Consider the following 26959-nt stretch of genomic DNA (forward strand, 5'->3'; position numbering starts at 1 on the left):
CTCCTTTTAGTTGCTCGCAATGACGATCTACTGCCGATATTATAATTACAAGCTCATTTCATTTTTTCTTTCTGCTCCTCTAAAGCTTTATCTACTGCTGTGGAAATATTATCTATACTATAATTTCCGGTTTGTACTCCGTTAACAAAGAAAGAAGGAGTGCCTATAAATTTTGGTGTTTTTGCTACAAAGTTAGTATTAGCAATTAGCGTTTCAGTAATTTTATCACTATTTAAACATTGCTTATATTCTTCCGGAGGAACACCGCCAAGCTGACCTATATCAGTTAATAATTCTCTGTATTTATTGCTATATGCCCATTTATCTTGTTGTTGTAATATGATATTATGAAACTGTACAAAACTATTTGTATCGCCCTTGCAGCGGGCTAAAATTGCAGCGTCTAAATCTTGTTTTGTAGCAATAAATTCACGAACCACATATGCAATTTTATTAGTATCGATATATTTTTTCTTAAGTTCCGGAAAAATTGTTTGATGATAATAAGCACAATGCGGACAGGTAGGAGAAAAATACTCGACTACTATAACATTTGATTTTTTGTTACCGAGAACCATATCATTATCATCAACTTTAAAAGTGACTTTAACAGGTTTTATTTCAGGATTTTTTTGTTCTTGTGAATCCGGCGTTGATACTTCATCAGTCTGATTATTATCATTAGCAGGAACTATCAATTCAGCTGCATTTTCAGAATTTACGGCTTCCTGATTCGTTTCTTTAGAAGTTTCGTTATTTTGCAGAGTTTCTTGCTCTATTATTTGTTTTTCCTCATGGTTCTTATCTTGTGCTTTTTCTTCTGAACAGCTACTCAAAAATAATAAAAATATTAGCACAATAAAAATACTTCGCATATTTATTCCTTTAACTATTAATATTATCTACAATAAGATCATATCAATTTTATTTCAATAAAAATATCTACTTTATAATAGGAGCAAAATGTGCTATGCTATAGAAAATAATAGTCTAACATTAAGTTCTTAGGCACTAAAACCACTATGGAGGAATTAATAATGGCAAATACAACACAAACCGAACAAAAAACCGAGTTTAAAATAGGGCAGAGAATTGTCTATCCTGCACATGGAGTTGGTGAAATAACAAACATAGAATATCATACTATTGCAGGTACTGAAATTAAAGTATATGTAATTTCCTTTTCGCAGGATAAAATGACATTAAAAGTGCCTGTTAGTAGAGCTGCGGTTGTTGGTCTTAGAGCGGTTGCAAGCAGAAAAGATTTAGATGTCATATATTCAACTCTTCAAGGTAAACCAAAGCAAGGAAATAGGATGTGGAGTAGAAGAGCTCAAGAATATGAAGGTAAAATTAACTCAGGTAATGTTATAGCTATTGCTGAAGTATTACGGGACTTGCATAAAAATGTTGATAATGATCGTTCTTATAGTGAAAGAACACTCTATGAATCAGCTTTAAATAGACTTGCAGGCGAACTTGCTATCCTTGAAAATATCCACCCAACCGAAGCAATTAATAAGTTAGTTGAAGTATTGCGTGAAAAATTAGTAGCATAGCTATACGAAGTTCAACTTGACAAAGAGCAAGGAATCTGTAAGCCGAGGAGCAGAGCATACAAAAGTACGTGAGCATCCGAGGACTTACAAAGACGACGCAGCCAATTTTTCAAGTTGAACTTCGTATAGCTACTCTTCATTTACTCGGAGTATATTTTTTATGGATTGGCTACAGTCTATGACTACTCGCAATAACGGAAAAGCTGATCCACGCAACAATGCCCACAAAGCCACACTAAATTACCCTACTAACAGATAGTTCATCCGGAATTTCTCAAGGGATGCAGTAACTACATAGTCAACAAATTCTTTTAACAATTTTGGATCTGTTACTTCCTGTCCTTTATCGTCACGAGCAGTTAAAAGTTTTGAATTAATTTTTTCAAGAACGCCTTTCTTAATATCATCAATATTATGCATACCGTCTAACATTTCTAAAATATATTTTTCATGTATCGGTATACCTACCATATCGTTAAGTCTATTAGTGACGCTAAACACGTTAGTTACATTATTAAAATGTGCTTGTTTTGCTTGGTATCTTGCAAATTCGCTAGTTTTAGGTTTGTCGGTGATAGTTGCTATAATATGCGGTTTGGTCTCAAATATTTTTAGATAACCTTGAAAAAGGAATTTGATAAAATGTTGTTCTAATGCTGCTAAGAAATCTTGTAATTGATATTTACCAAGCTTTTTTAAAGCTTCTTTTGCTACTTGTTCTAAGCTTATCGGATTGCTAATATTTTCAGCATATACATATAAAATAGCTTTCATGATCGGTGAAGTGGTTGAAATAAAAGGATCAGGTAAATTTTCGTAATAGAAGCTAACATTTTCCTGTTCGTTAGTTAAATCAACATCTTTTTCTAGAGTTACTGGTCTAATACTAAGGGTAGTGTAAAACTCTTTTAAATTGTTAAATTCAATTTTTCTGTTTATAGGCATGTTTTGATGACATAATAATGTCGAGCGGAACTTTCTATTAGTGATAAAATCCATATATTGCTCAGTACGAACAATATCATTAACAGCTTGTAGCTTTTCTGCTGCCTTAGTAGGTAAATTACCGATAAACATTGCAGTAAGCGACGTATCACCTAAGTAATTTAGATGATTTTTTTGAGCTTTTTCTATGAATTGATGAAAATATGTACCTGTATTAATTTCGCCTAAATATTCATGTAGTACGTATGAATCAGTATATGCAGATAATAATTTTGTTTCATCTCGTAAGAAATTAGAATAAGGCGTTGTGGAGCTTTCTAATGAGTCATTGATAAACTTTAAAAGTAATCTAGCTTGCTGTAATTTATCATAGCTAGTATTAAATAGCTCTGAATGGAACATCATCATTTCACGTATTGTTCTCTGCATATTCCAGCCTGGGAGCGTATTATAACTTACAAAAGCTATGCCGCTTGGATTTAGCAGTTTATTGCAAATCTCTAATATTTTATTTTGTACTTCTTCAGGTACCCATGAATATACGCCGTGACAAACTATGTAATCAAACTTACCGTATGACTCATCAAGGTCTAATATAGATAATGCCTTTAGCTCGGCATTTTTTATTTTCAAATCACTGGTAATTTTTTTACCTAATTCTATTTGTATTTTGGATAAGTCAATACCAAGAGATTGTGATTTAGGATATGTTTCAGCAAAGTTAAGCATATTAACACCGACTCCGCAACCGATATCAAGTACTTTAGCAGTTTCAAGAGGCGGAGGGTTTAGTCCAAATAGCTTAGCGATAGTTCTTAAATACGGTGGGGAGGTATAACTGAAAGTAAATGGAGAATAAGGTACTTCATCATAGGATATTTTATTAGCTTGTTTTGTCATAGTATTTACATAAATTAAAAATTAATTTTAAGCAGTTTCAAAAGATTAAGCAATATATTTTATATACAAAAAACTTTAAATTTAACTAATGCTCATATAATATGTAATGAGTGTAATTTTATTTTATGAAAAATAATAATAGTTATTTTGGTTTTTTAAGAGGTGCGATAAAAATCAAGGAGGATGTTGTAAATTATTCTTGCGAAGCTGATTAGGATAGTGCTTTACTGTATGGATCAGAAAATGCTCTCGATGTCATTTCTGCAAAAGCATTATTACATGGATCGGAAAATACTCTTGATGTCATTCCCGCGTAGGCGGGAATCCAGAAAAAATATTAGAATTACTAACATTTTTAGTTGTTTTTATGGATCCCGTGGTCAAGCCATGGGATGACATCAAACGGGTTTCTCGAGTCATGCAATAAAACCAATCAAATCACGGTATGACAGGTAATTTAATCAATTGTGCTTTAGTTGTAAAATTTTCTATTCCCTCTAGATCGGTAGCGGTAACCCATAGCTGTATATTTAAGCCGGTAAAAAATTCGATTAAATATTGACGTCTTTTGTCATCTAGATGCACAAAGACCTCATCTAAAAGTAAAATCGGTGCTATTTTAGTTAGCTTTATAGCATAATTCATTTCAGCAAGGATTATCGCAATTAATATAGCTTTCTGTTCACCTGTAGAACAGAATTTAGCTAAGATATTTTTCTTTTGATGCTTTACTAAAAAGTCGCTTTTATGAACTCCAAAACTAGTGTGACCAAGTAGTTTATCTTTGCTTCTTGTTTGATAAAGTTCTGCAGTAATAAAACTAACAATATTTTCTTCGCCGTCTAATATTTTTTGTTCAACAATGCCGTCAATCGATAAATCGGCTTTTGGAAATTCATTTTCAAGGTCATCTATTGCTTGCTGCATAAATTCTAAGGTTTTTAAGCGATTATTAGCAATATGGTTAGAAATATCAGCCATCTTTTCTTCAATAATTTTAAGCCAATTATCATCTCTTATATCTTCTGCTAGAATTTTATTTCTCTCATGCATGTAATATTCATATTTACTAACTAACTCTGCATGCTTTGGATCAAAATTATAAACTATCCGATCAAGAAATTTTCTTCTATTGGTACTGCTGCTGGTAAAGATTCCTTCCATTTGCGGAGTCAGCCATACCATGCTAGTGAATTTACTTAACTCATTATTGGCTATTTTACTTTCGTTATACTCAGTTATCCTTCTATTAGAACTACGTTTGAACTCGGTACTGAACTCTGCAAGTCCTAGCTTACTATGCAATAGAGCTTTTACGGTACAATGATCTTCTGAAGTTTTGTATATATCAGCAAGTTTCGCTGATCTCAGTCCTCTTCCTGGATAAAATAGCGATATAGCTTCTAAAATATTAGTTTTACCGCTACCGTTTTCACCTATTAAAATTATTGGGGTATTATCTGTTTTTAGTTCAAGATTTTTAAAATTACGATAATTCTCAAGACTTAAGGAATATAGGAAGATATTTTTCATTTTATGAAAGAATAATAGTTAAATTATTGATACGTTGCATTTATACCGTCTAGAAATTGCCATAGTAGTTTTGCACCTTTTATTGCTCCTTGATATGCTAATTTTTGTTCTTTTGAGCTTAAATTATTAATCAAATTTACACATTCTTGTGCATGCCATTGATCAACTTTACTATGAACAATGAAAAATTGTAAAGTTCTGTAATCTGAAATTCCATAAAATTTTTGCAACCCTTGAATTTTAGAGTCAGATACTTCAGGAGTCTGACGTTCATAAGCATAAAGTGCTCCAAGACCTATAGAAAAAGATTTCTCTGTTAATTTAAAATAACCTTGAACAAGTTTTTGAGTTGAGTCTAATTTAGGTTCTGAAGTGAGCTTGTTTCTTAAACATCTAAGTCCTTCAGCAAAACGTTTCCATAGTTCCGAGTGATTTTCTTCACCTTGTTCTTCTTCTATAAGATTACCAAGTAATATTTGCTTAGCTTGTATATCACTACATTTGGAATGTATTGCACTTATATAACGTGGGAAAGCTGTAACATGATGATAATATTCTTTTGCGTAAATTTGTAAAGTAGAATGAGTAAGTTTTCCCATATTCCATAATTGATAAAATGGGTGATTTAAAAGGTTATATTGTTCAAGATTTATATTAAACTGTTCTAAAAATTTCATCTTACCTCCTTTTAGTAAATTTATAAATCTGATAATTATTTGTTTTATCTATTATTACAGAATGGCATTCTGCTAAAAGATTAAGAGGAAAAAAAGTATCTCCATCATAATTTTTATTTATTTTTGTAAGTAAAAATTTATCAATAAGATTTTGCTCTAGGAAAAGAATCGCTATTTCTGCCCCTCCAACTATAAAAATTTTCTTATCAGTAAAAAGTTTTGTTATCTGCCAAAAATCATCTAAAGATTTAATAAAAAATATAATAGATATCTTTCCAAACTTCGCTTCTAGAGGTAATGTAGACGTCGATCCGGTACTCGCATCCTCACGTATGTCTATATTATGCTGTGGTTCTGCGTTCCGTGTCTCCTTTAAATTTACCTCTAGAAGCGAAGTTTGGAAAGATATCTATTATTATAAGATTGCGATGGTGTATTTCTTGAAAAAACAATATAAATACAATTTTTTAAAATCTTTGTAGGTATAGAGTCAAAGGTTTTTCATCCCATGACTATAATATTATTTTTTACCGTCTGATAAAAATATTCAAACTCCTTAGGATAAGACCAAGGCATCTGATCTTTATTACTATCACCCCTTGTGGGTCACATGCCATTATACCGATGATTTTTCTATTTTTCATAAGATGAATATTTAATCATATGGTTTGCTACAAAAAATCTTTGATGCTCTATAACATTATGCACTCGTAAATAATCGGCTCCATGTTCTGTTAAATATTTTGATATTGCTATTGTTTTTAAATCTCTTTCCGATGCTTTGGAATTATAAAAAGCAGAAATATAAGATTTTCGCGAGTGTCCTACCAATATCTCACATCCTAGATTTTTAAATTCTTTAATATGTTATAATATATATAAATTTTGATAAACGGATTTTCCAACACCAATTCCAGGATCAAGAATGATATTTTTTCTATCAAATCCATATTTTTCTAATTTTGTTATTTCTTGCTCTGCCCATATATTTAAGCTAGCAAGCGGAGATTTATCGAAATCAAGACATTTTTGTTTTTGCGGTGGAACGGTTAATGAATGCATAGTAATAATTTTACAATTATAATCGGCAATTAATCGTAATGTATAATCATCTAGATTATTTTTAACCAAGTTGATACAGGAAATAGGGTATTTTTTTAAAACACGTTTAATTACTTCAGGAGTGAAACTATCAATACTGACTATAACTTCTTTTTCCTTTATAACTTCCCTAAGTTCTTCAAGAACATTCTCAAGTCTTGCATATTCTTCATCTTCATTAATAATTAAAGCAGAAGGACGTGTTGATTGTGATCCAAACTCAATTATTATAGCACCTTCATTTATCAAGCGTACAAAATTTCTAACGGCATCTTCTTTATGAAAATTCAATCCTCCATCAGAAAAAGAATCAGGAGTAATGTTTAAAATACCGACAAATTGAGGATTTAAAACAAGAGAGCGTATAACTCTTTGATTTTCAATTAAATGTGCTATTTCTGCAAAGGTTTTATTGTTGTAAAAATTATTAATGGGGCATGAGTAACGATATTCCAAGCTTAAACCTGCAATTAGATGAATAAGAAACGGTCTGTTTAATAATTCAGGATGCGGTATTTTTAAATCAGGTAAATCTATATAGTAGTCATTCCAAAGTAGGATATCTAAGTCAATAACTCTTGGAGACCATTTATCGTAAGAGCTTGCTCAACCTAGTGGTTTTTCAATCTTTTTAAGCTCAATTAGAAGTTTACTAGGCGTTAAAGTACTTTTGCCCTACACTACCATATTTAAATATGATTTATCCCAAGCTTTATCTGCATTAGGTGGTAGAATAACTTGTGTTTCAAAAATAATAGATTGCCTAAGCAATATAAAATCACAGCTTTTTAGTCAATTTAGAGCTTTTTTAATATTTAAAAGTCTATTACCTAAATTACTCCTATAGAAATATAAATCATAGTGTATCCTTTCCTGAATAAGAAAAAGAAACTCCGCCATGCACTCCTGAAACCGGTGATTTTAATTTAGTAACGGTTACGTTTAGAAAAATCTTTTCTAATTTAGATTCGAGAAAATTTTGATAAATAATATCATATATTTGTGCGGCTAAATACTCGATAAGATTAAAGTGATTTTCTTGAGAAAGTTTTTGTACTAGCCGTACGATTTCTGCATAACAAATAGTATCGTTTATATTATCCGTTACAGTAGCACAAGCGGAGGAGTTGAAAGAAGGAGTTTTATGTTAATTTTTACAGGTTGAGCGTGATGTTTTTCTTGAGTACTGCAGTCAAGATGTACCCAAGTTATTAGTTCCGAAATATTAAGTTTACATGAATAATTTAAGTTGAAAGCTTGATACCTATCATAGTATTAATGTTAGTTTAGTATAAGCTCTTTATAAAAAGATATAATAGTTAAATTGATATACCGCCGCTTTTTTTAAAGCCGGCATGAGCTTTTTCAAGTTTTTTAATAAGTTTAGGTGAATATGATTTAATGTCTTTTTCCTTGCCGCCTTCATATTTTTTAGCGAGTTTCATTCCTCCTCTGATCATATTATAGGCGAAGTTCATTAGCTTCGTTTCGCCTGCTATTCTTTTTGGGTTCATAAACATATAAATTTGATAAACGGCAAAGCTTTTTAATAAACGTTTTAAGTTTATTCTAGCTTGTTTGGTTAAACCTTGCAATTTATCTTTTGGGTTTGCAAGGTTTTTATTAGCATCTCTAACTATTTTAGAATGCTGATGCATTAAATAATTACTGACTTCGGCAACATTCTTGTTAATGAGCTTCTCATCCATTTTACGCATTTTAAGCTTTAAGTTTTTAGTTTTACCTAAATACTTACGGATTAATAAGATAATCCGGCTTTGCAGTTGAGTCAAATCCATAGTTTGTTCATTTAAGATAGCAAGTATTCGCTCTATCTCATACTCAAACTCTTCATTTTGGCTTAATTCTTCAAAAATTTCCTCTACCTCTTTACTCTCAAGTACAAGATCGTCACTAATACCCATTAATGCATCTTTTATTTGATCGGCGATTTTTTTGGTATCTTCGGAAAATTGATTATTTATCATAATCTAATTCATCGTTAAATATAGCTATTTTTATACTAGCACTACATTTCTGCTTGTCTATAAAAATTGTATTAAGAGATATTAAATTTTTCTCATTGAGGATACTCTGAGGAATTATAATAAGCACCTAACATATTGCTAGAATCTTCATTATAATCGCTAGGTATATCCTTAAGACTAAGTAGATATGAGGTCTCATCTTTTACCGTATTATTAAATTTTAGTGCAAAATCTTTATATGTTACGGCTATCTTATGAAATTTAAGCTGAGTATCAAGAGAGGAGTATATTAAGTACTTAGACATTTATAAAGGTTATGTAATGTTATATTATTGTTATATTCATCTATGGTTATTGTTGCTGTTATAATATCGAAAAATGCTTTTCTTGTTAATTTTTGTGCTTTTGTTATTGGCATACCATAGTCCTTACAATATGTAGCTTGCTCTAAATATGCTTCAGTTAATACTAAAGATAATTTTATTACATCTTTGGTACTACCCTGTTGTATTTTGCTTATTATTTCTGATTTTTTAGTACTGATTAAGCTTTTAAAAGCTTTTGATACGTCGGTTACATCGGGAGTTAAGTGTAAATATTTGATAGCTTCAGAATAATTCTTCTTACCGAGTTCTATAGTTCCGAGTTCTATATTTGCTTTAACAGAACCAAGTTCGGCAGCTTTTTTATATAACTCTATTGATTGATTCGGCGTTATTATGGAGATTTTGGCTTTTTGGCAATAAATTTCAGCTAATTGACGCTTACAAAACTGTTCTTCTTTATATTCTTTGGTATCTTCATAAGTGCTTTTTAATAATTGTTCTTCCTTATGTTTTTTAGACATATTGTCATAAGCATCTTTTAATAATGTCTCTAACTTGTTATAAGTATCTATCTCTTGTTGCGGAAGTATTTTAGAATTAAGTAGCTTATTATAGATTACTATATTTATATCTTCGTCTTTAATAATTTCTGTTATAGAACCGGTAATATATTCCCATAGCGATTTAGCATCTTCTTCATTGATGGGATTTATTAAGTTTTGTAAATTAGTAATATTTTTATCTATAGATAAATTCAGAGATAAATTTATTAAATTTGATTTTAAGTTAGTTTTAATTCTTGTTAAAAATTCTCTTAGCTTAAATATATCATTAACTTCTGCAGTATCTAAAGTTTTGTTAGTTTTTATGTTATTATAAAAATTCTGAACAGTTTCATTTAATTTTTTAAGAAACGAATCTTTAGTACTCTCTATCATTGCTATGAAAGCTACTAATAATTCTCCATTTATATTATAGCTTGCTACCTCGCTAAATAAATTATCAAACCACTCTGAAGAATTAATTAAATTTGAATTCTCTTGAAAATTATTGATATTGGAAAAATATTTCAAATAATTTATAAGAGAATTTAAACCACTTTCCGGTTTTGAAATTTGTAAAATAGAATATAATTCATCACTAACCTTGAGAAAACTTTCTGTACTCTTGTCTTTATTATCCCTAGTTTGAGAATCTTTTAGAATTTTTATTAGTGGTACTAATTTTTGATTTTTAGACGGATCAAATATTGTATTTTTTTCTTTATCCCATATTTTATCTATTTCTGTTTTAAGTGCATCTATATTAGACTTTATTTCTAGATTAATCAACTTTGTAGCACTTAAAATCTCTTCTGAATTACGGTCATTGATAGTTATTTTATTACTTTTATTAAGTGTGATATAATCTTTATCATATAGAATCTTTAATATTTTTCCGTATTTTGGCCTATTACTAGGCTTAGGGCAAAAATATGAATTGGATGCTAATTTAGCAATAATAGATTTTTGTTTTTCACTAAAGCTTTTTTCTTTAAGAACTTCATTAAAAATATTAGATACTTGAACCTGAGTTTTCTCATTTATTGTGTCGGTAAAAATTACGGATATATTATTACCTTTAAGATTAACTCAAAAAATTTCAACTTAGTTAAAAAATTAATTAATTTTTTAACTAAAAAATATGTATATGATAAAAATATCACAATTTAGATATTACGATATTTAATATACTGAAAGATGATTTTTATTGCATATATGATAAGAATAAGTTTTATTATAAATAAATATAATTACTTAGGTTATGAGAAATAATAAAAACCAAATGTATATTATAAAAATTTTTATAGCCCTAGTATGATTACGGGCATAATATTTTATGTTTATTTTATTCTTCATTAACTCCGTCTAAGCTTAAGATCGGTGCAAAAACTAGTAATATGGACGATTCGCTTAAAATTAAGTTTACTCTTATAGATCAAGAAGGAAAGAAATTTGATAGTACCCATTTGCAAGGTCATTTAAGTTTGATTTATTTTGGTACTACCTATTCCTTGTATGACAATCAAGCGCTAAAAAAAGTAGAAGATATTATTAAGATTTTGAAGAAAGAGAATATTTTAGTACAAGTAGTTTTTATTACTCTAGATCCTGAGCATGATACAAGTGAGGTATTAAAAAAATATTTAGAAAAAATAGATGTTAATTTTATAGGTTTAACGGGGGGAGTACAAGATATTGAACAATTAGCAGACCAATTTAAGGTCTTCTATACATCCAAAATATTTGATATAAAAACAAACGAATATGAATTATAACATTCTAATTTTGTGTATTTAATTAGCAGCCAGGGAAAATTTTTAAAGCATTATTGCTTAGGCTTACCGAAAAATGGTTAAATAAAAATGTCATTCCTGCAGAGGCGGGAATCCAGTGCTTTTCTGTGTCATCCCGTGGTCAAGCCACGGGATCTTATGTTACAGGCTGTATTCCTGAGATCCCGCAATCAAGTTGCGGGATGACATTAAAGATTACTGGATTCCTGCTTTCGTAGGGATGACACATGAGCCATGCCTAATGACGTTATCTAAGCATTCCCTATTTGTGATGAGAAATGTATTTCATCAATGCCTAAGTGTTTTAATGCATTATGCCATTTACTTTCAGGATTATCGGCAAAAATAAATTCTTTATTACAATCCATAACCAGCCATAGATTTTTCTCCAATTCTTCTTCAAGCTGCCCTGGTTTCCATGCTGTATAACCGACAATGAATAAGCTATTTTTAGGTCCTTTACCGAAAGCTATATCTTCTGAAATTTCTAAATTAGAGCTTACTGCTAAATCATTATGGAAATCCAATAACAAATTTTTATTATAATCGCTAGAATGAAGAAAAAACCCTTTTTCATGTTCTACGGGTCCGCCAAGATATATAGGAACCATAACAGGGGTTGTTATTTCGTCATTTTTTATTTTAAAAAACGATTTTAAATCTATATGATTTACTAAGCGGTTAAATATTAATCCTATTGCTCCTTCTTCCGTGTGTGATAACATATAAATTAAGGATTTATGGTAAATGCCTTTTGTAATTACATGCGGTGTAGCAACGAGTGTTTTACCGGATAAGTTATGAAAAATTTTATCGCCCATAAATAAAACTTTAATTATATAATTAATATATAAGATTTAAATCTAATTATTCAATAGAAGTTAACAATAATGATCACATTTTTTGATATTACTATTTTTGCTATTATTACTCTTTTCTCATTTTTCGGCTTATATCAAGGCATAATCGGGTTTTCAACTAGAATACTCGGTTTTATTACTTCTATAATGTTAGGATATTTCTTATATCCATATATTTCTGAACTAATCGGGAAATATATGGATAATGAGGTTATAAGAATAATTATTGCCGGTGTTATATCTTATGTTATTTCTTTAATTTTATGTGTTTTTATAGTTTATAAATTTCTTGCTATAATTTCGTTTATGAGAAACGGTTTTATTGACAGATTCTTAGGGCTATTAGCGGGATTTGCCGTAGGTACTACTATCTCGGTAGTACTATTTTTTATAACAATGATCTTTACTTCTGAAAACTATTTTAAAAGTAAATCTTTAAAAGATTTTGTGGTAAGTAGCAAACAGAGCAAATATGGAGGAGTGCTGAAAGTTTCCGTCACCACTGATTATTTAGATGAATTAAGTAAAAATATTATAGTTATAATTCCAAACGAGATTTTAAAATCTATTGAAATATTTGAAAATAAAGACCTAAATAATTTCAAAAACTCCCTTAAGAAATCAAATGATTCTAACGATGATGAGGATGTATTTTCTCAAGAATTACAAGATGAGCTTTCTAATATAGATGATGAGTAAAGTGTTATTTTTAACGTCATTGCGAGGAAATTACATAAGTAATTGACGAAGCAATCCAGTAAAAAATTCTGATTTACAGAATTTTTTTATTATTTTTCTGGATTGCCACGCAGCCTATGGCTGCTCGCAATGACGACTCGGTATCCATGCAGGAATAACATCAGATACACCAAACAAATACCCTCCCCTTTCATTAAACCAGCCTATTTCCCTTAAATTTTATAAATCACCCAATCGTAAATAATTAATAAATATTAACCAATAGTAAATTTATTAATTAATTGTTGTGCGTCGTAAATAAATAGTGTATAATGACCGATAAGTTAAGTGGTAAAATCATTAAAAACAATAAGTTATAGGGGAAATTATGACTAATAAGAAAAAAACTTTTTACTAAATTTTTACTAGCAACCAGTAGCATTGGACTACTTGCAAGTGCAGAAGGCTTTGCGGTGGATATTGTTGCTGCAAGGCCGACTGTTTACACACGAGATGGGAATGATTGGCAGCATAATGGAGCTCATTATAATCCACAAAACGGTGATAATATTATTTTAACGGAGAATAATCAGCGTCTTAATTTTGATACTGATATCAATATAGGTAATATTAATCTTTAAGGTTATACTTCATGGGGGCTTATAATTCAGACTAATAATCTAACTCGTCAAGTTAGTATTAATAATATAGTTAATGTTAATAATAATGAAACTCAAGCAGCAGTTCAAAATGCTTTAAGAGTTCCCCTAGGATATGGTGGTAATAAGAATGTAAAAGTGGATATACTACTTCACCATCAGGTAGCAAACAAAGGAGCATTAGTTGAGGATAGTAAATTAGTTATTAAGGGAAATGATATTAGTGTTGTCGGTGCAATTCGATTTGGCGGTGCGTCGGTTGAGTTAGTTTTTGAAAATAATAATATTACAGTTGATAATAGAATATACTCTAACGGTATACAGAGAGGAAGGCTAACTGTAGCAGGCAATAATGTAGTTTTTACAAAACCTATCGGTCACGATGGAATGAATCTTTTTAGTATTTCTGCATTACAGATAGAAAATAATAAAACAGCTACCTTAAAATCTAATATTTATGCTAATGATATTACTCTAGGATAAAATTCAAAATTAATTATAGATTCTTCTAAACAAGCTTTAGATGTATGGTCTGGAGTTGCTGCCAATAATCCGGGAGATGATCATGGTATAGTTGAAGTAAAAGGAAAAAACGCAGTAATTTTTCGTCAGAATGTCGGCTTACAGGATTTTAGAGTTGCCGAGATAAAAATTGGAAATGAAAATAAAGCTGAATTCAAAAATGATGTATATGCAAAGAAGACTACAGTAGCAAGTAATGATGTTGTATTTGAAGAAAAACTTGATATGACCAAGTGGAATCAGGATAATAGAGGGAATAGAACTAATTTAATACATACTGGTAATTTAGAATTTACGAATCGCGGCAAAGTAAAATTTAATAAAGATTTAATCGGTAACATTACTACTAGTAAAGCTAACCATGGTGAAGTAACTTTTGTAAATACTCCTAATATTTATGAAGTCGGTACAGTAAATAAGAGGATTGAGAAGTTAACATTTACGAGTAATCATGTTCGTAACCTACATAAAAATATTTATGCTACCCAAATTAACTTTGATACGGGAACTTATAATGTTCACGCTAATCCTGTTACAATCGACGGAAATGCTAAAATTAACGGTTCAACATTTGACCTTAGACATGACTTAATTCTTAACGGTGATGTAGAATTTTCCGGTAATATTACATATTAATGTAACTGGAGGATATAGTATATTTTTTCAAAATAATCTCCCTAACGTAATAGCCGGTACAAATATTATAATTAATGTTAACGGTGTTCACCCTGCAGATGCAGTATCAGCATTATCTATTTTTAGGGTCAATGGCGGTGCATTTATTCCTGAAGGACACAATTATAATCCGGCTACAGGAACTATGAACTTTAGGGCTGGGTTACAAGTGCAACAGGCAGGGCAAGCAGCGGTTCAAGAAGTAGCACAGCAGCAAGCAAGAGTTAATGCACAAACACAAGCGATGCAGGCTCAAGCTCAGCGTGAAGCTAACGAAAGAGCAATAGTCGAAGAAAATAATAGAAGAATAGAAGAGCAAAGACTGCAAGCGGAGTATCAGCAACGTCAAGCTAACGAAATAAGAGTAGCCGAGGAATATGTTAAAAAACCTGAACCGCAAAAATTAGCTGAGGCAATCAATAATACTATCGTTGTCCATACGGAAAATACTTTTGTAGCGGAAGCACAAAAAGAAGTGATCAGAGAAAAATCTGCACTTGTTATGAAAAATCCTGAAAAACATGCAGTAGAACTTGCTAAGGAATTAGTAAATAATAAAGCTGAGCTTAAAGTAGCTAATGATGATACTGTTGTAGTGAGTAAAACAAAACAAGAACAATCTTTATTATTCGTAGCAAACTTAGCTCAAGTTGCACCTGATAATGCAAAAAAAGTAGTAGAGCATTTAACCGAGCAAGGAACAAGATCGGTTAGTGTAGCAAATGTTACGGCTGAAGCGGTAACTTCTAACATTAATAATCACCTATCAGGTGGTAGTATGATAGCTGTTGCTGCAGGTGATGAAGAAAACCCTATAATTACTAAAAAAGGATTATGGGTTGCCGGTACTTTCAGTTTAAGTAATCAAGACGCATATAAAGGTAATCCTAGCTATAAAGGCATGGTATCCGGCGGTACTATCGGTGGTGATCTTTATATCGGGGAAAATAATCTTGTCGGTATTGCATATAGCCGTATGAACTCTGACTTTAAGTTTAAAGGTTCAAGCACCGGTGATAAATTATCGGCAGAAAGCGATATTATTTCCATATACGGTCAACAACAATTTAGTAATGGCCTTATATTACAAGAAATATTTTCAGCAAGTAACAGTAAAATCAACAAAAAAGACTTAAGACCGGTCGGACCTAATAGCTATAAAACAGCTAGCGGTAAATATACAAGCAAAGCTTACGGTTTTGAGGGTAATGTCGGTTATCAATTCTCTGCCATGGACGGTATAAATTTAATGCCTAATATCGGTATTAGATATAATACATATAAAGATAATGCTTATACCGAAACCAGTACAGGTGTGAATAATATGTATGTTGCAGGTAAGTCCGGTAACTTAACTACAGGGATTGCAGGTATAAAATTAACCGCTCCTAAGAGATTATCAAACGATACTCAAATTAGTACTGGGACTGCATGCTTCCATAGAAAATAACTTTAATAATAAGCAATCTAAGGTAAAAGCTAGATTTATTTGGGCTAGATAATTACTTTGAGAATACTACAAGTAGTAGCACGCCGCAAGTCGGCTATAATGTAGGTGCAAGTTTACTTACAGCTCATAAGAATATTGAGCTACTTGCAACGTATAACTGTAATCTACGCAGCAAATATACTCGCCATCAAGGTTCATTAAAGTTAAAGATATTGTTCTAATATCAATCAAGGATAAGATTTTAAATCTTATCCTTTGTTTTATACATCAACCAATTGTTGTAGAATAAGTAAAATAGAGGGTGTCAGAAAGTTTGTGTAAGTTATAAAAATAGTTAAGAATAAAATTAATTAAAACAACTTACATGAGGCTAATATGAAAAATAAGAGCAAAGTATCAAATCCAACTATAGAAAAAGTAGTATCAGAAATACTATCACAAAGTGATCCATCTGAGATATTTGGCAAAGAAGGGATATTTCAGGAAATTAAAAAGCAGATAGTAAATAAGATTTTAGAGAAAGAAATGGAATCTCATATAGGTTATGAGAAACATTCTAAAAATGAGAAAGACTCAGATAACAGACATAATGGCAATTATGAAAAGACTCTAATAGATCCAGAAGGTCGTAAATTGAAAGTAGAAGTGCCAAGGGATCGGGACGGAGAATTTGAACCTCAACTAATTCCAAAAGGAGTGCGTAAATTTGAAGGATTTGATGATAAAGTAATATCCTTATATGCTCGGGGAATGACCATTAGGGAAATACAATGGCACTTAGAAGAACTATATGCCACCAAGGTATCATCTGAGTTAATATCAAAGGTAACTGATGGTATTTTAGAGGAAGTAACTGCCTGGCAGAATAGAGCACTTGATAATGTATATCCTATAATGTACTTAGATTGTATTCATGTTAAGGCAAGAGATAATCATGTAATAATAAATAAAGCAGTTTATATAGCTATTGGAGTGAATATGGAGGGCAAGAAAGAGCTATTAGGAATTTGGATAGGCAAGATGAAGGGTCTAAATTTTGGATGCAGGTAGTAACAGAACTTAAGAATCGAGGAGTTGAACAAATATATGTTGCATGTGTTGATGGTCTTAAGGGTTTTCCAGAGGCGATAAATAACATTTTTCCAAAAACCATAGTGCAGTTGTGTATTGTTCATATGGTAAGAAATTCTGTAAAATACGTATCATACAAAGATTTAAAAGCGGTAACAGCTGATTTAAAAGCAGTTTATTCTGCAATAAATGAAGCAGAGGGATTAAGAGAATTACAAAATTTTGCCAAAAAATGGGATGAAAAATATCCAGTTATTTTTGACATATGGCAACGAAATTGGTCTGGCATAGCTCCATTTTTTAGCTTTCCGGAAGACATTAGAAAAGCGATTTACACTACTAATGCTATTGAATCCACTAACCGTCAAATTCATAAAATTATTAAAAATAAAGGAGTGTTTCCAGATGACAAATCGATTCAGAAAATAATCTTTTTGGCGTTGACAAATGCCTCTAAAAAATGGACAATGCCTATTAAGAATTGGGCGATGGCTTTAAATCAATTTGCAATCCTTTGTGATACTACTTTACAAAATTGGGCAAATGGAGAAATCATACTTACACAAAGAATCTGACAGACCCTTGAACAACCAGTATATTATTTAGGTCAAAACTATGCGCATTCGCCAATGCTTATCCCTTGTTATTAACTTTAAAATGCTAATAGCGAATTATGCAATAATTCGCTATTAAATTAGAAATACAGAATATAGAAAGTGAAAGATGACTTTTTTCTTTTATACAAATAAATTACATTAATATCTTATATTATTAAAATCTTCATAACAAGATTTTATATCCTGCTTGATTAATAATTTCACTTGTTCAAAAGAGATATTTTTTACCGGCTTACGTATAAAATTTTTCAAATATATACTTATTTTTTGGTTATATAAATCTTTATAAAAACCGAATATATGAGCTTCTAGAACAGTAGGTCTTTCTGTACTATAATAACACATAGCGTTAAATCGCTTACTTTTAACAACTACATTACAACTATATACTCCTTCACCAATACTATATGGAATTATAGAAATATTAGCCATTGGGATATCTAACTGCCTTGCTTCTCTTTTACCTTCAATTACTACTCCTTGAAAGAAATTTGAATTATCAATCTTTTTATTACTGCAACTAGATAAAATAAAGATGTAAAAAATTATAGAAATAATTATTCTAAAATTCATTTTTATTATACATTTTCTTCATCAAGCTTTACAGCTGCTTTACGCATTTTATCCATAAAGTAACCGGTTCCGGCAGGTACTAATCGTCCAACTATCACGTTTTCTTTTAGTCCTCGTAACTTATCTACTTTACCGGCAATAGCTGCTTCAGTTAAAACTCTAGTAGTCTCTTGGAATGATGCCGCAGAGATAAACGATCTAGTTTGCAGAGAAGCTTTAGTAATACCTTGTAATATTAATTGTGCTTCAGCAGGTTTTAAACCATTTTTAATAGCTTTCTCATTTATCTCATTGAATTCATGTCTATCTATTTTTTCACCTGCTAATAACGTAGTTCCACCTGAATCCATGACCTCTACTTTTTGTAACATCTGACGGATAATAACTTCTATGTGCTTATCATCAATCTTTACACCTTGTAGACGATAAACGGCTTGAACCTCCTTAACAATATAATTTGCAAGAACCTCTACACCCATTACTTTTAAAATATCTTGGAGTACCGGATTACCGTCAATCAATAAATCACCTTTTTTAACAAAGTCACCTTCGTTAACTACAACATGCTTACCTTTCGGCACCATATACTCAATAGACATTGTTTCATCAATCGGATGTATAATAATACGTCTTTTAGATTTATAGTCTTTACCGAATTCTACTCTACCGTCAACCTCGGCAATAACTGCGTGATCTTTAGGACGTCTTGCTTCTACAAGTTCGGCAACTCTCGGTAAACCACCGGTAATATCTTTAGTAGTGGTTGATTCTTTCGGTATACGTGCAATGATATCACCTACCGATATTTGTACTCCGTCTTCTACGCTTAAAACTGCTCCAACCGGCAAGTAATATCTAGCTTCTAAACCGTTCGATAAGGTTATAACTTCACCTTTAGCATCTAAAAGCTGTATACGCGGACGTAATTCTGCACCGCGTGAATATTGCTTTGATTCAATAATAACTTTACTCGGTATTCCGGTAGCTTCGTCAGTTACGTCACGAATAGAAATACCCTCAACCATATCTTTGAATAAAACTTTACCTGACTTCTCCGTGATAATCGGTATAGTATAAGGATCCCACTCCGCTAGTTTTTGAGTTTTAATAACCATATCACCGTCATCAACAAGTAATCTAGCACCGTATGGAATTTTATGACGAGCCTTTTCATTACCGTTATTATCAAGCAATAATAATTCACAATTTCGGCTCATAACAATTTTGCGTTCTTCGGAATTAATAATAACGTTACGGCTTATAATTTTCACTTTTGCGTCATAGGAAGCTTCTACGGAAGAAACCTCAGCACCTTTTGTTGCCGCTCCTCCGATATGGAAAGTTCTCATTGTAAGCTGTGTACCCGGTTCACCGATAGATTGAGCAGCAATAACCCCAATTGCTTCACCCTCCGATACTAATGTACCGGTAGCAAGATCCCTACCGTAACATATGCTACATATACCGGTAGTACTTTCACAGGTTAATACGGATTTTATCATAATTCTGTCGAGTCCCGCCGACTCAATCTGCTCTAACTTTGCTTCATTAATAAGCTCGCCTTTATTGAGAATTAGATCATTAGTTACCGGATGAAATATATCGATAGCAGCAGTACGACCTAAAATCTTTTCAGCTAAAGGTACTATAACTTCTCCGCCTTCAATAACACTCTTAACTTCAATTCCTTTATCAGTTCCACAATCTTTTTCAGTAATAATACAATCTTGTGCAACATCTACTAATTTTCTTGTTAAGTAACCTGAGCTTGCCGTTTTTAAAGCCGTATCTATTTGCCCTTTACGCATTCCGTTAGCAGAATTAAAACACTCAAATTCAGTTAATCCTTCCTTAAAGTTAGAGATAATAGGAGTTTGTATAATTTGACCGTTTGATTTGGTCATTAAACCTCGCATACCGCCTAGCTGTTTAATTTGCTGGAAAGAACCTCTTGCTCCGGAAATAGCCATCATATATATAGCATTTATTTTCTGATGATTTGGATCATCATTAATCGGCGGCGTAGCAATCTCTTTCATCATGTCGTTTGCTACTCTATCGGTACATCTTGACCAAGCATCAACTACTTTATTATATTTCTCTCCGTAAGTAATTAAACCGTTTGAATATTGTTGTTCAAATTCTTTTATTTCAAGCTGAGTTTCATTGATATGAGTACTCTTAGATTCCGGTACTACCATATCGTCCATTCCAAAAGAAATACCTGAAGAACAAGAATATTTAAACCCTAGTTTCATTAGCTGATCGGCAAAAATTATCGTAGCTTTTTGACCGCAGTGACGATAAACTAAATCTATAACTAATGATATGTCTTTTTTAGTTAGTTGTTTATTAATAAACTTGAATTCTATATTAGGATTAGAAGGCAATAACTCACCGACCATTAACCTACCGTAAGTAGTATCAATGATAACAGGGACCATTTTACCTTCGGCATTTAACTGATTTCTGCGATATTTTATCTTTGTATGAATAGTTATAAATTTATTATATAAAGCATGTTCCATCTCAGCTAAATCTGAGAACATCATCCCTTCGCCTACTTCATTATCAAATGCAAGGGTTAGATAATATAAACCAAGCACTATATCTTTATCCGGTACAATAATAGGACGACCGTTTGCGGGGCTTAAGATATTATTTGTAGACATCATAAATACCCTAGCTTCAAGCTGTGCTTCAATCGATAACGGGATATGTACCGCCATCTGATCACCGTCAAAATCCGCATTGAACGCAGCACAAACAAGCGGATGAAGCTGGATCGCTTTACCTTCGATTAATAGTGGTTCAAATGCTTGAATACCAAGCCTATGTAACGTCGGAGCTCTATTAAGTAGAACCGGATGCTCTCTAATTACTTCTTCAAGCACGTCCCAAACTTCAGGTTTTTCAGCTTCTACCATTCTTTTAGCGGCTTTAATAGTTGTAGAGATGCCGTACAACTCAAGCTTAGAATAAATAAACGGCTTAAATAGCTCCAGAGCCATTTTTTTAGGTAAGCCACACTGGTGAAGTTTAAGCTCAGGTCCTACCACGATAACCGAACGTCCTGAGTAATCAACCCTCTTACCTAGCAAGTTCTGACGGAAACGCCCCTGTTTACCTTTAAGCATATCACTTAATGACTTAAATGGACGCTTATTAGCATTTTTCGCTGCTCTACCACGACGACCGTTATCAAATAACGCATCCACTGCTTCTTGTAACATTCTTTTTTCGTTTCTGACTATTATATCAGGAGCTTTTGACTCTATTAATTTCTTTAAACGATTATTTCTATTAATTACTCTTCTATAAAGTTCATTTAAGTCCGAAGTAGCAAATCTTCCGCCGTCAAGCATAACAAGCGGTCTAATTTCAGGAGGAATAACTGGCAAAACATCTATAATCATCCATTCCGGTTTGTTTTCCGACTCTAAAAAATCCTCTACTAATTTTAAACGCTTTACTAATTTTTTCTTTTTGACTTCTGAAGAAGTGGTTTGTAATTCCTCATATAATTCTTGCTTTAACTTTGAAAAATCAAGCTCTTTAAGCATTTGTTGTATTACTTCTGCACCTATAGAGGCAGTAAATGCATCTTCACCGTACTTATCTTTTGCTTTCTGTAATTCTTCCTCTGTTAAGAGTTCGCCTTTTTGTAAAATCGATAACCCTGGGTCAACTACTACATAATTTTCAAAATAAAGAATCTTTTCTACATCTCGCATTGTCATATCAAGAAGCGTACTAATTCTTGAAGGCAGTGACTTTAAAAACCAAATATGAGCAACGGGAGCTGCAAGCTCTATATGCCCCATTCTTTCACGCCTTACTCTAGAAACCGTAACTTCAACACCGCATTTCTCACACGTAATTCCACGGTTTTTCATTCGCTTATATTTACCGCAGAGACATTCGTAATCTTTTACCGGACCAAAAATTCTTGCACAAAATAAACCGTCTTTCTCAGGTTTAAAAGTTCGATAGTTAATTGTTTCAGGTTTTGTTACTTCACCGAAAGACCACGAACGTACTTGATCGGGACTTGCTATATTAATCCTTATCTGATCAAATTGTTGAGTATTACTTAATTGTCCGTAAAAATTTACTACGCTCATAAATACTTTTCCTTAAAAATTACTCGTACTCTAAAATGTCACCCCGTGGCTTGACCACAGGGCCTTGTATTACTGGCTGTATTCTAAGATCCCGTGGTCAAGGCCACGGTATGACATTAATTTACTTTTTCTAGATTGCCACGCAGCCTACGGCTGCTCTCAATGACGATTTGGTATCCACGTGAGCAATGCTGGCTTTACCACGGCATAACACATTTAACTCGAAGTCACTTCAAGCTTTACGTTAAGACATAAAGATCTAAATTCTTTTATCATAACATTAAATGATTCAGGAATGCCTGATTCAAAATTATTTTCACCGCGTACTATAGAATCATAAGTTTTGATCCTACCGTTTACGTCATCCGACTTAACCGTTAACATTTCCTGTAACGTATAAGCTGCACCGTAAGCTTGTAATGCCCAGCATTCCATTTCCCCGAAACGCTGTCCGCCGAAATGAGACTTACCTCCAAGCGGTTGCTGCGTTACTAAGCTATAAGGCCCTATAGAACGGGAGTGAATTTTATTATCGACTAAATGATGCAATTTCAGCAAATATTTCTGTCCGACGGTTACTAGACGATCAAAATATTCACCAGTTCTACCGTCAATTAATTTTACTTGTCCTGAAGGATCTTGACCGGCAAGCTTTAGCATATCTTTAACGTCCTGAACTTTTGCTCCGTCAAATACAGGCGTTGCAAAATGTACGCCTTTACTTACTTCCTTACAAAAAGAGATAATCTCTTCTGCTGGTCTTTCAAGTACAGAATGAATATTTTCTCCATACAGTTCAATTAAGAATTTCTTAATCTGCTCAATACCTATATGTTTATTTTCATATTCCTTTACTAAGGTAGATATTTTTTTTGCTAAATTTATTGATGCCCACCCAAGATGCGTTTCTAAAATCTGTCCTATATTCATACGGGACGGAAGACCTAGAGGGTTAAGAACGATATCTACCACAGTTCCATCTTCTAAAAACGGCATATCCTCTTCAGGTACGATACGTGAAATAACACCTTTATTTCCGTGTCTTCCTGCCATCTTATCACCGGGCTGTAATTTATGCTTAGTTGCAATAAATACTTTTACTACTTTTAAAGCTCCCTGAGGTAAATCATCACCGCTTTGCAATTTCTCTACCTTAGTAGCAAATCTTTTATCAAGAGCCTCTTTTTTCTCATCATAATGAGTCTTTATCTGCTCTATTTCATTCATTACATTTGCATCTTCCACGGTAAACTGCCAAAACTGCCCTTTAGATAAACCTTTTAGCATTTCAGTAGTAATAGCTTGTCCTGCTTTTACTTGCTTAGGACCGTTAATAATCACCTGCCCTACTAAAAGCTTTTCAAGCCAACTAAACACAAAATGCTCAATAATTTCTAATTCATCGTCTCTATCTTTTGCTAATTTTTCAATTTGTTGTTTTGCAATAGCAATAGCTCGCTGGTCTTTTTCTATACCTCTACGAGAAAATACCCTTACTTCTACTACAGTTCCACTAACTCCGGAAGGTACATGCAGCGATGAATCTTTCACATCAAAAGCTTTTTCTCCGAAAATAGCACGCAATAATTTTTCTTCCGGAGTAATAGGCGACTCGCTTTTCGGCGTTACTTTTCCGACTAAAATATCACCAGCTTTTACTTCCGCACCTACATAAATTATTCCGACCTCATCAAGATGATGCAACGCTTCTTCACTTACATTCGGTATATCCCGGGTAATTTCTTCAGGACCAAGGCGTGTATCTCTAGCTATTACTTCAAACTCTTCAATATGAATAGATGTAAATACATCCTCTTTTACTATACGTTCGGATATTAAAATTGAATCTTCAAAATTATAACCGTTCCAAGGTAAGAAAGCCACAAGCACGTTTCTACCTAAAGCAATTTCACCGTTATCCGTACTAGGACCGTCAGCTATAATATCGTTTTTCTTAACATAATGACCGACCTTAACTAAAGGCTTTTGATTTATACAAGTATTATGATTGGATTTTTGGAATTTTAGTAAGTTATAAATATCAACCGAAGGAGAACCGTCAACTTTTTGTTCTAGAGTTCTAATCACGATTCTATTTGAATCTACCTGCTCAACAATACCGTCATGTAATGCAAGCACTGACGCTCCGGAATCTTTAGCTACCACCCCTTCAACTCCGGTACCTACAAAAGGTGCATCCGTTTTAATTAAAGGAACGGCTTGTCTTTGCATGTTTGAACCCATTAAAGCACGGTTAGCATCATCGTTTTCTAAGAAAGGTATAAGAGAAGCCGCAACCGATACTACCTGCATAGGCGTTACATCAATGAAATCCACCTCATGAGGTTCTACCATTACAAAATTTCCACCCTCAACACGGCAATTAATAAACTCTCCTTGCAACTTTCCGTCTTTATCAACTTTAGAATTTGCTTGTCCGATTTTGTATTTACCTTCTTCAATAGCAGAAAGATATACCACTTCATCGGTTACACGCCCATCTTTAACTCTTCTATACGGACTCTCTATAAAACCGTGTTTATTTATCCTGGCATAAGTAGCCATAGAGTTAATTAACCCGATATTCTGACCTTCAGGTGTTTCAATAGGACAAATACGACCGTAATGAGTCGGATGTACGTCACGTACCTCAAAACCTGCTCGATCTCGGCTAAGACCTCCAGGACCGAGTGCCGACAGCCTTCTTTTATGAGTTATTTCCGATAATGGATTTGTTTGATCCATAAATTGGGATAATTGGGAGGTACTAAAAAATTCTTTTACTACCGAAACTAAAATTTTAGAATTTACTAAATCATGAGGCATTACGGTATCAACATCACCTGCCGACATCCTTTCAATTACAGATTTTTCCATTCGGACTAAACCTATTCTAAATTGATTTTCTATCAATTCACCTACCGATCTAACCCTTCTATTACCTAAATGATCAATATCGTCTATGATACCTTTACTGTCTTTAAGCTCTACTAAAACTCTTACGATATTTTTAATATCATCAATTGTTAAAATCGTAACTTCTTCAGAAATATTCAGTTCTAACCTAGAATTCATTTTTATTCGCCCGACTTCTGAAAGATCATATCTTTCCACATCAAAGAATAAATTATAAAATAAGCTTTCGGCTGCTTCAATATTAGCAGGTTCGCCTGGTCTTAGAACTCTGAAAATGTCACATAATGCTGCCTCACGGTCCTGATTTTTATCGGCAAATAAGGTATTTCTTATATATGGACCGGATTGAGGACTGATTACTAATATGTTAACATTTTTAATTTTAAGATCATTAATAACATTTAGCATATCAGCAGTAATCATTTCACCGATTTTTGCTAATACTTCATCGCTTGCAGGATCTCTTAAATCTTCAGATAGATATTTGCCGATTAAAGTTTCATGAGCTACTAAAATATTATTAAGCCCTTCTCCAAAATATTTTTTAGCCAAACGCAGGGTAATTTTTTGTCCTGCTTTCAGTAGCACATTTCCGGTATCTGCATCTACTAAATCACTTGTTAAACGATGAGCAGTAATATGCTGAGGTATAAATTTAACCGCCCAACCTTTATTTTTAACAAGCTTATAAGTTACTGAATTATAATAAAATTTTATAATTTCTTCAGTACTCATACCTATAGCTCTAAGCAAAGTAGTAGCATAAAGCTTTCTTTTTCTATCAATCCTGAAATAAATAACATCCTTAGCGTCGAATTCTAAATCAAGCCAAGACCCTCTATATGGAATAACACGAGCAGAATATAAAAGCTTGCCGGAAGAGTGAATTTTTCCTTCATCATGATAAAAGAATACGCCAGGTGAGCGATGCATTTGTGATACAACTACTCTTTCCGTACCGTTGATAATAAAAGTACCGTTTTTAGTCATTAATGGGATATCACCCATATATACTTCTTGCTCTTTAATCCCTTTAATTTCTCTAGTACCGGTATCCTCATCTATATCCCAAATACTTAATCTTAAAGTAACTTTAAGAGGAGCAGCATAACTTAAACTTCTTTGACTGCACTCTTCTACATCATATTTTGGAGTATCGAATTCATATTTTACAAATTCTAAATTAGCAATATTGGAGGAATCTGAAATAGGAAAAATTGAGTTTAATATAGATTGTAAACCTTTGTTTTTTCTTTCAGAATCTTTAATATTTAACTGTAGAAAGTTTTTTTCATATGAATTTTTTTGAATTGCAATCAAATTCGGTATATCTGCTACTAAATTTATGTGACCGAAATTTTTTCTTATTCTTCTATTATGTGACAAGGGTTGTGCTTCTATATTATCCCTTAATGAAACCATATAATCTCCTGACTGATAAAATTACTGC

The 26959-nt window shown here is 32.4% G+C and carries 18 protein-coding genes and 7 pseudogenes; 9 read left to right on the forward strand and 16 right to left on the reverse strand.

What is annotated here, in order from left to right; translation table 11 throughout:
* Nucleotides 1–53: 53 nt before the first annotated feature.
* The gene (locus RAS_RS00240; protein WP_147141233.1) at nt 54–875 is read right to left on the reverse strand and encodes a DsbA family protein; all 822 of its coding nucleotides are present in this window, start codon (nt 873–875) and stop codon (nt 54–56) included.
* A 162-nt stretch (nt 876–1037) separates the two neighbouring features.
* Between RAS_RS00240 and RAS_RS00245 the strand changes: the two genes are divergently transcribed.
* Both RAS_RS00245 and RAS_RS00250 read left to right on the forward strand, forming a co-directional pair.
* Nucleotides 1038–1559, forward strand: a complete 522-nt coding sequence (locus RAS_RS00245; protein WP_147141236.1) for a CarD family transcriptional regulator — start codon at nt 1038–1040, stop codon at nt 1557–1559.
* Between the two features lie 16 nt (nt 1560–1575).
* Nucleotides 1576–1677 (forward strand): palindromic element RPE5 domain-containing protein, encoded by a 102-nt coding sequence (locus RAS_RS00250; protein ID WP_147141239.1) that lies wholly within the window; start codon nt 1576–1578, stop codon nt 1675–1677.
* Between the two features lie 122 nt (nt 1678–1799).
* On the opposite strand, the gene RAS_RS00255 is transcribed toward RAS_RS00250, so the two are convergent.
* From RAS_RS00255 to RAS_RS09195, 11 genes and pseudogenes are all read right to left on the reverse strand, one after another.
* Nucleotides 1800–3404, reverse strand: coding sequence for a methyltransferase regulatory domain-containing protein (locus tag RAS_RS00255; RefSeq protein ID WP_147141242.1), 1605 nt, complete (start codon nt 3402–3404; stop codon nt 1800–1802).
* A gap of 438 nt (nt 3405–3842) precedes the next feature.
* Nucleotides 3843–4937: a DNA replication/repair protein RecF gene (recF, locus tag RAS_RS00265; protein ID WP_147141245.1), complete on the reverse strand. Its 1095-nt coding sequence runs from the start codon at nt 4935–4937 to the stop codon at nt 3843–3845.
* Nucleotides 4938–4960: 23 nt separating this feature from the next.
* The gene (locus RAS_RS00270) at nt 4961–5614 is read right to left on the reverse strand and encodes a CADD family putative folate metabolism protein (protein WP_147141247.1); all 654 of its coding nucleotides are present in this window, start codon (nt 5612–5614) and stop codon (nt 4961–4963) included.
* Between the two features lies 1 nt (nt 5615).
* Nucleotides 5616–5876, reverse strand: a pseudogene (locus RAS_RS00275) (dihydrofolate reductase); the annotation flags it as partial.
* Nucleotides 5877–6006 (reverse strand): annotated as a pseudogene (locus RAS_RS10590) (palindromic element RPE1 domain-containing protein); the annotation flags it as partial. It lies immediately after the preceding pseudogene.
* A gap of 19 nt (nt 6007–6025) precedes the next feature.
* Nucleotides 6026–6258, reverse strand: a pseudogene (locus RAS_RS09185) (dihydrofolate reductase); the annotation flags it as partial.
* Nucleotides 6248–7288, reverse strand: a pseudogene (folP, locus tag RAS_RS00295) (dihydropteroate synthase). The pseudogenes folP and RAS_RS09185, both read right to left, overlap by 11 nt.
* A gap of 283 nt (nt 7289–7571) precedes the next feature.
* Entirely contained in the window at nt 7572–7811 is a 240-nt protein-coding gene (locus RAS_RS09190) for a dihydroneopterin aldolase (RefSeq protein ID WP_332094826.1), read from the reverse strand.
* Between the two features lie 223 nt (nt 7812–8034).
* Nucleotides 8035–8703, reverse strand: coding sequence for a DUF5394 family protein (locus RAS_RS00305; RefSeq protein ID WP_147141253.1), 669 nt, complete (start codon nt 8701–8703; stop codon nt 8035–8037).
* A gap of 92 nt (nt 8704–8795) precedes the next feature.
* Complete coding sequence (locus tag RAS_RS00310; RefSeq protein ID WP_147141256.1) at nt 8796–9008, reverse strand: hypothetical protein; 213 nt, start codon at nt 9006–9008, stop codon at nt 8796–8798.
* On the reverse strand, nt 8993–10360 hold the full coding sequence (locus RAS_RS09195; RefSeq protein ID WP_232049245.1) for a tetratricopeptide repeat protein: 1368 nt from the start codon (nt 10358–10360) through the stop codon (nt 8993–8995). Before RAS_RS09195 ends, RAS_RS00310 begins: the two co-directional genes overlap by 16 nt.
* 472 nt (nt 10361–10832) lie before the next feature.
* Here RAS_RS09195 and RAS_RS00320 point away from each other — a divergent pair.
* Nucleotides 10833–11427, forward strand: a pseudogene (locus RAS_RS00320) (SCO family protein).
* A 188-nt stretch (nt 11428–11615) separates the two neighbouring features.
* Here RAS_RS00320 and RAS_RS00325 read toward each other — a convergent pair.
* The gene (locus RAS_RS00325) at nt 11616–12185 is read right to left on the reverse strand and encodes a YqgE/AlgH family protein (protein WP_010420684.1); all 570 of its coding nucleotides are present in this window, start codon (nt 12183–12185) and stop codon (nt 11616–11618) included.
* Nucleotides 12186–12254: 69 nt separating this feature from the next.
* On the opposite strand from RAS_RS00325, the gene RAS_RS00330 reads away from it, so the two are divergent.
* The 6 genes and pseudogenes from RAS_RS00330 (at nt 12255) to RAS_RS00355 (ending at nt 17854) form a co-directional block, all read left to right on the forward strand.
* Entirely contained in the window at nt 12255–12923 is a 669-nt protein-coding gene (locus tag RAS_RS00330; protein WP_147141259.1) for a CvpA family protein, read from the forward strand.
* A 452-nt stretch (nt 12924–13375) separates the two neighbouring features.
* Nucleotides 13376–13543 carry a hypothetical protein gene (locus RAS_RS08375; RefSeq protein ID WP_172616083.1) on the forward strand — a complete coding sequence of 56 codons (168 nt, stop codon included), beginning with the start codon at nt 13376–13378 and terminating at the stop codon, nt 13541–13543.
* A 156-nt stretch (nt 13544–13699) separates the two neighbouring features.
* Nucleotides 13700–14044, forward strand: coding sequence for a hypothetical protein (locus tag RAS_RS00340; protein ID WP_147141264.1), 345 nt, complete (start codon nt 13700–13702; stop codon nt 14042–14044).
* Nucleotides 14045–14308: 264 nt separating this feature from the next.
* Nucleotides 14309–14719, forward strand: coding sequence for a hypothetical protein (locus RAS_RS00345; RefSeq protein WP_147141267.1), 411 nt, complete (start codon nt 14309–14311; stop codon nt 14717–14719).
* Nucleotides 14720–15260: 541 nt separating this feature from the next.
* Nucleotides 15261–16429, forward strand: a pseudogene (locus tag RAS_RS00350) (autotransporter outer membrane beta-barrel domain-containing protein).
* Between the two features lie 154 nt (nt 16430–16583).
* Nucleotides 16584–17854, forward strand: a pseudogene (locus RAS_RS00355) (IS256 family transposase).
* A 180-nt stretch (nt 17855–18034) separates the two neighbouring features.
* Here RAS_RS00355 and RAS_RS00360 read toward each other — a convergent pair.
* From RAS_RS00360 to rpoB, 3 genes are all read right to left on the reverse strand, one after another.
* Nucleotides 18035–18469 (reverse strand): riboflavin kinase, encoded by a 435-nt coding sequence (locus RAS_RS00360; RefSeq protein WP_147141270.1) that lies wholly within the window; start codon nt 18467–18469, stop codon nt 18035–18037.
* A gap of 5 nt (nt 18470–18474) precedes the next feature.
* On the reverse strand, nt 18475–22593 hold the full coding sequence (gene rpoC / locus RAS_RS00365; RefSeq protein ID WP_147141274.1) for a DNA-directed RNA polymerase subunit beta': 4119 nt from the start codon (nt 22591–22593) through the stop codon (nt 18475–18477).
* 216 nt (nt 22594–22809) lie between these two features.
* Nucleotides 22810–26931 (reverse strand): DNA-directed RNA polymerase subunit beta, encoded by a 4122-nt coding sequence (gene rpoB, locus RAS_RS00370; protein WP_147141277.1) that lies wholly within the window; start codon nt 26929–26931, stop codon nt 22810–22812.
* Nucleotides 26932–26959: the final 28 nt, after the last annotated feature.

The sequence above is a fragment of the Rickettsia asiatica genome (genome assembly GCF_007989425.1).
In the GTDB taxonomy this organism is placed as follows: Bacteria; Pseudomonadota; Alphaproteobacteria; order Rickettsiales; family Rickettsiaceae; genus Rickettsia; species Rickettsia helvetica.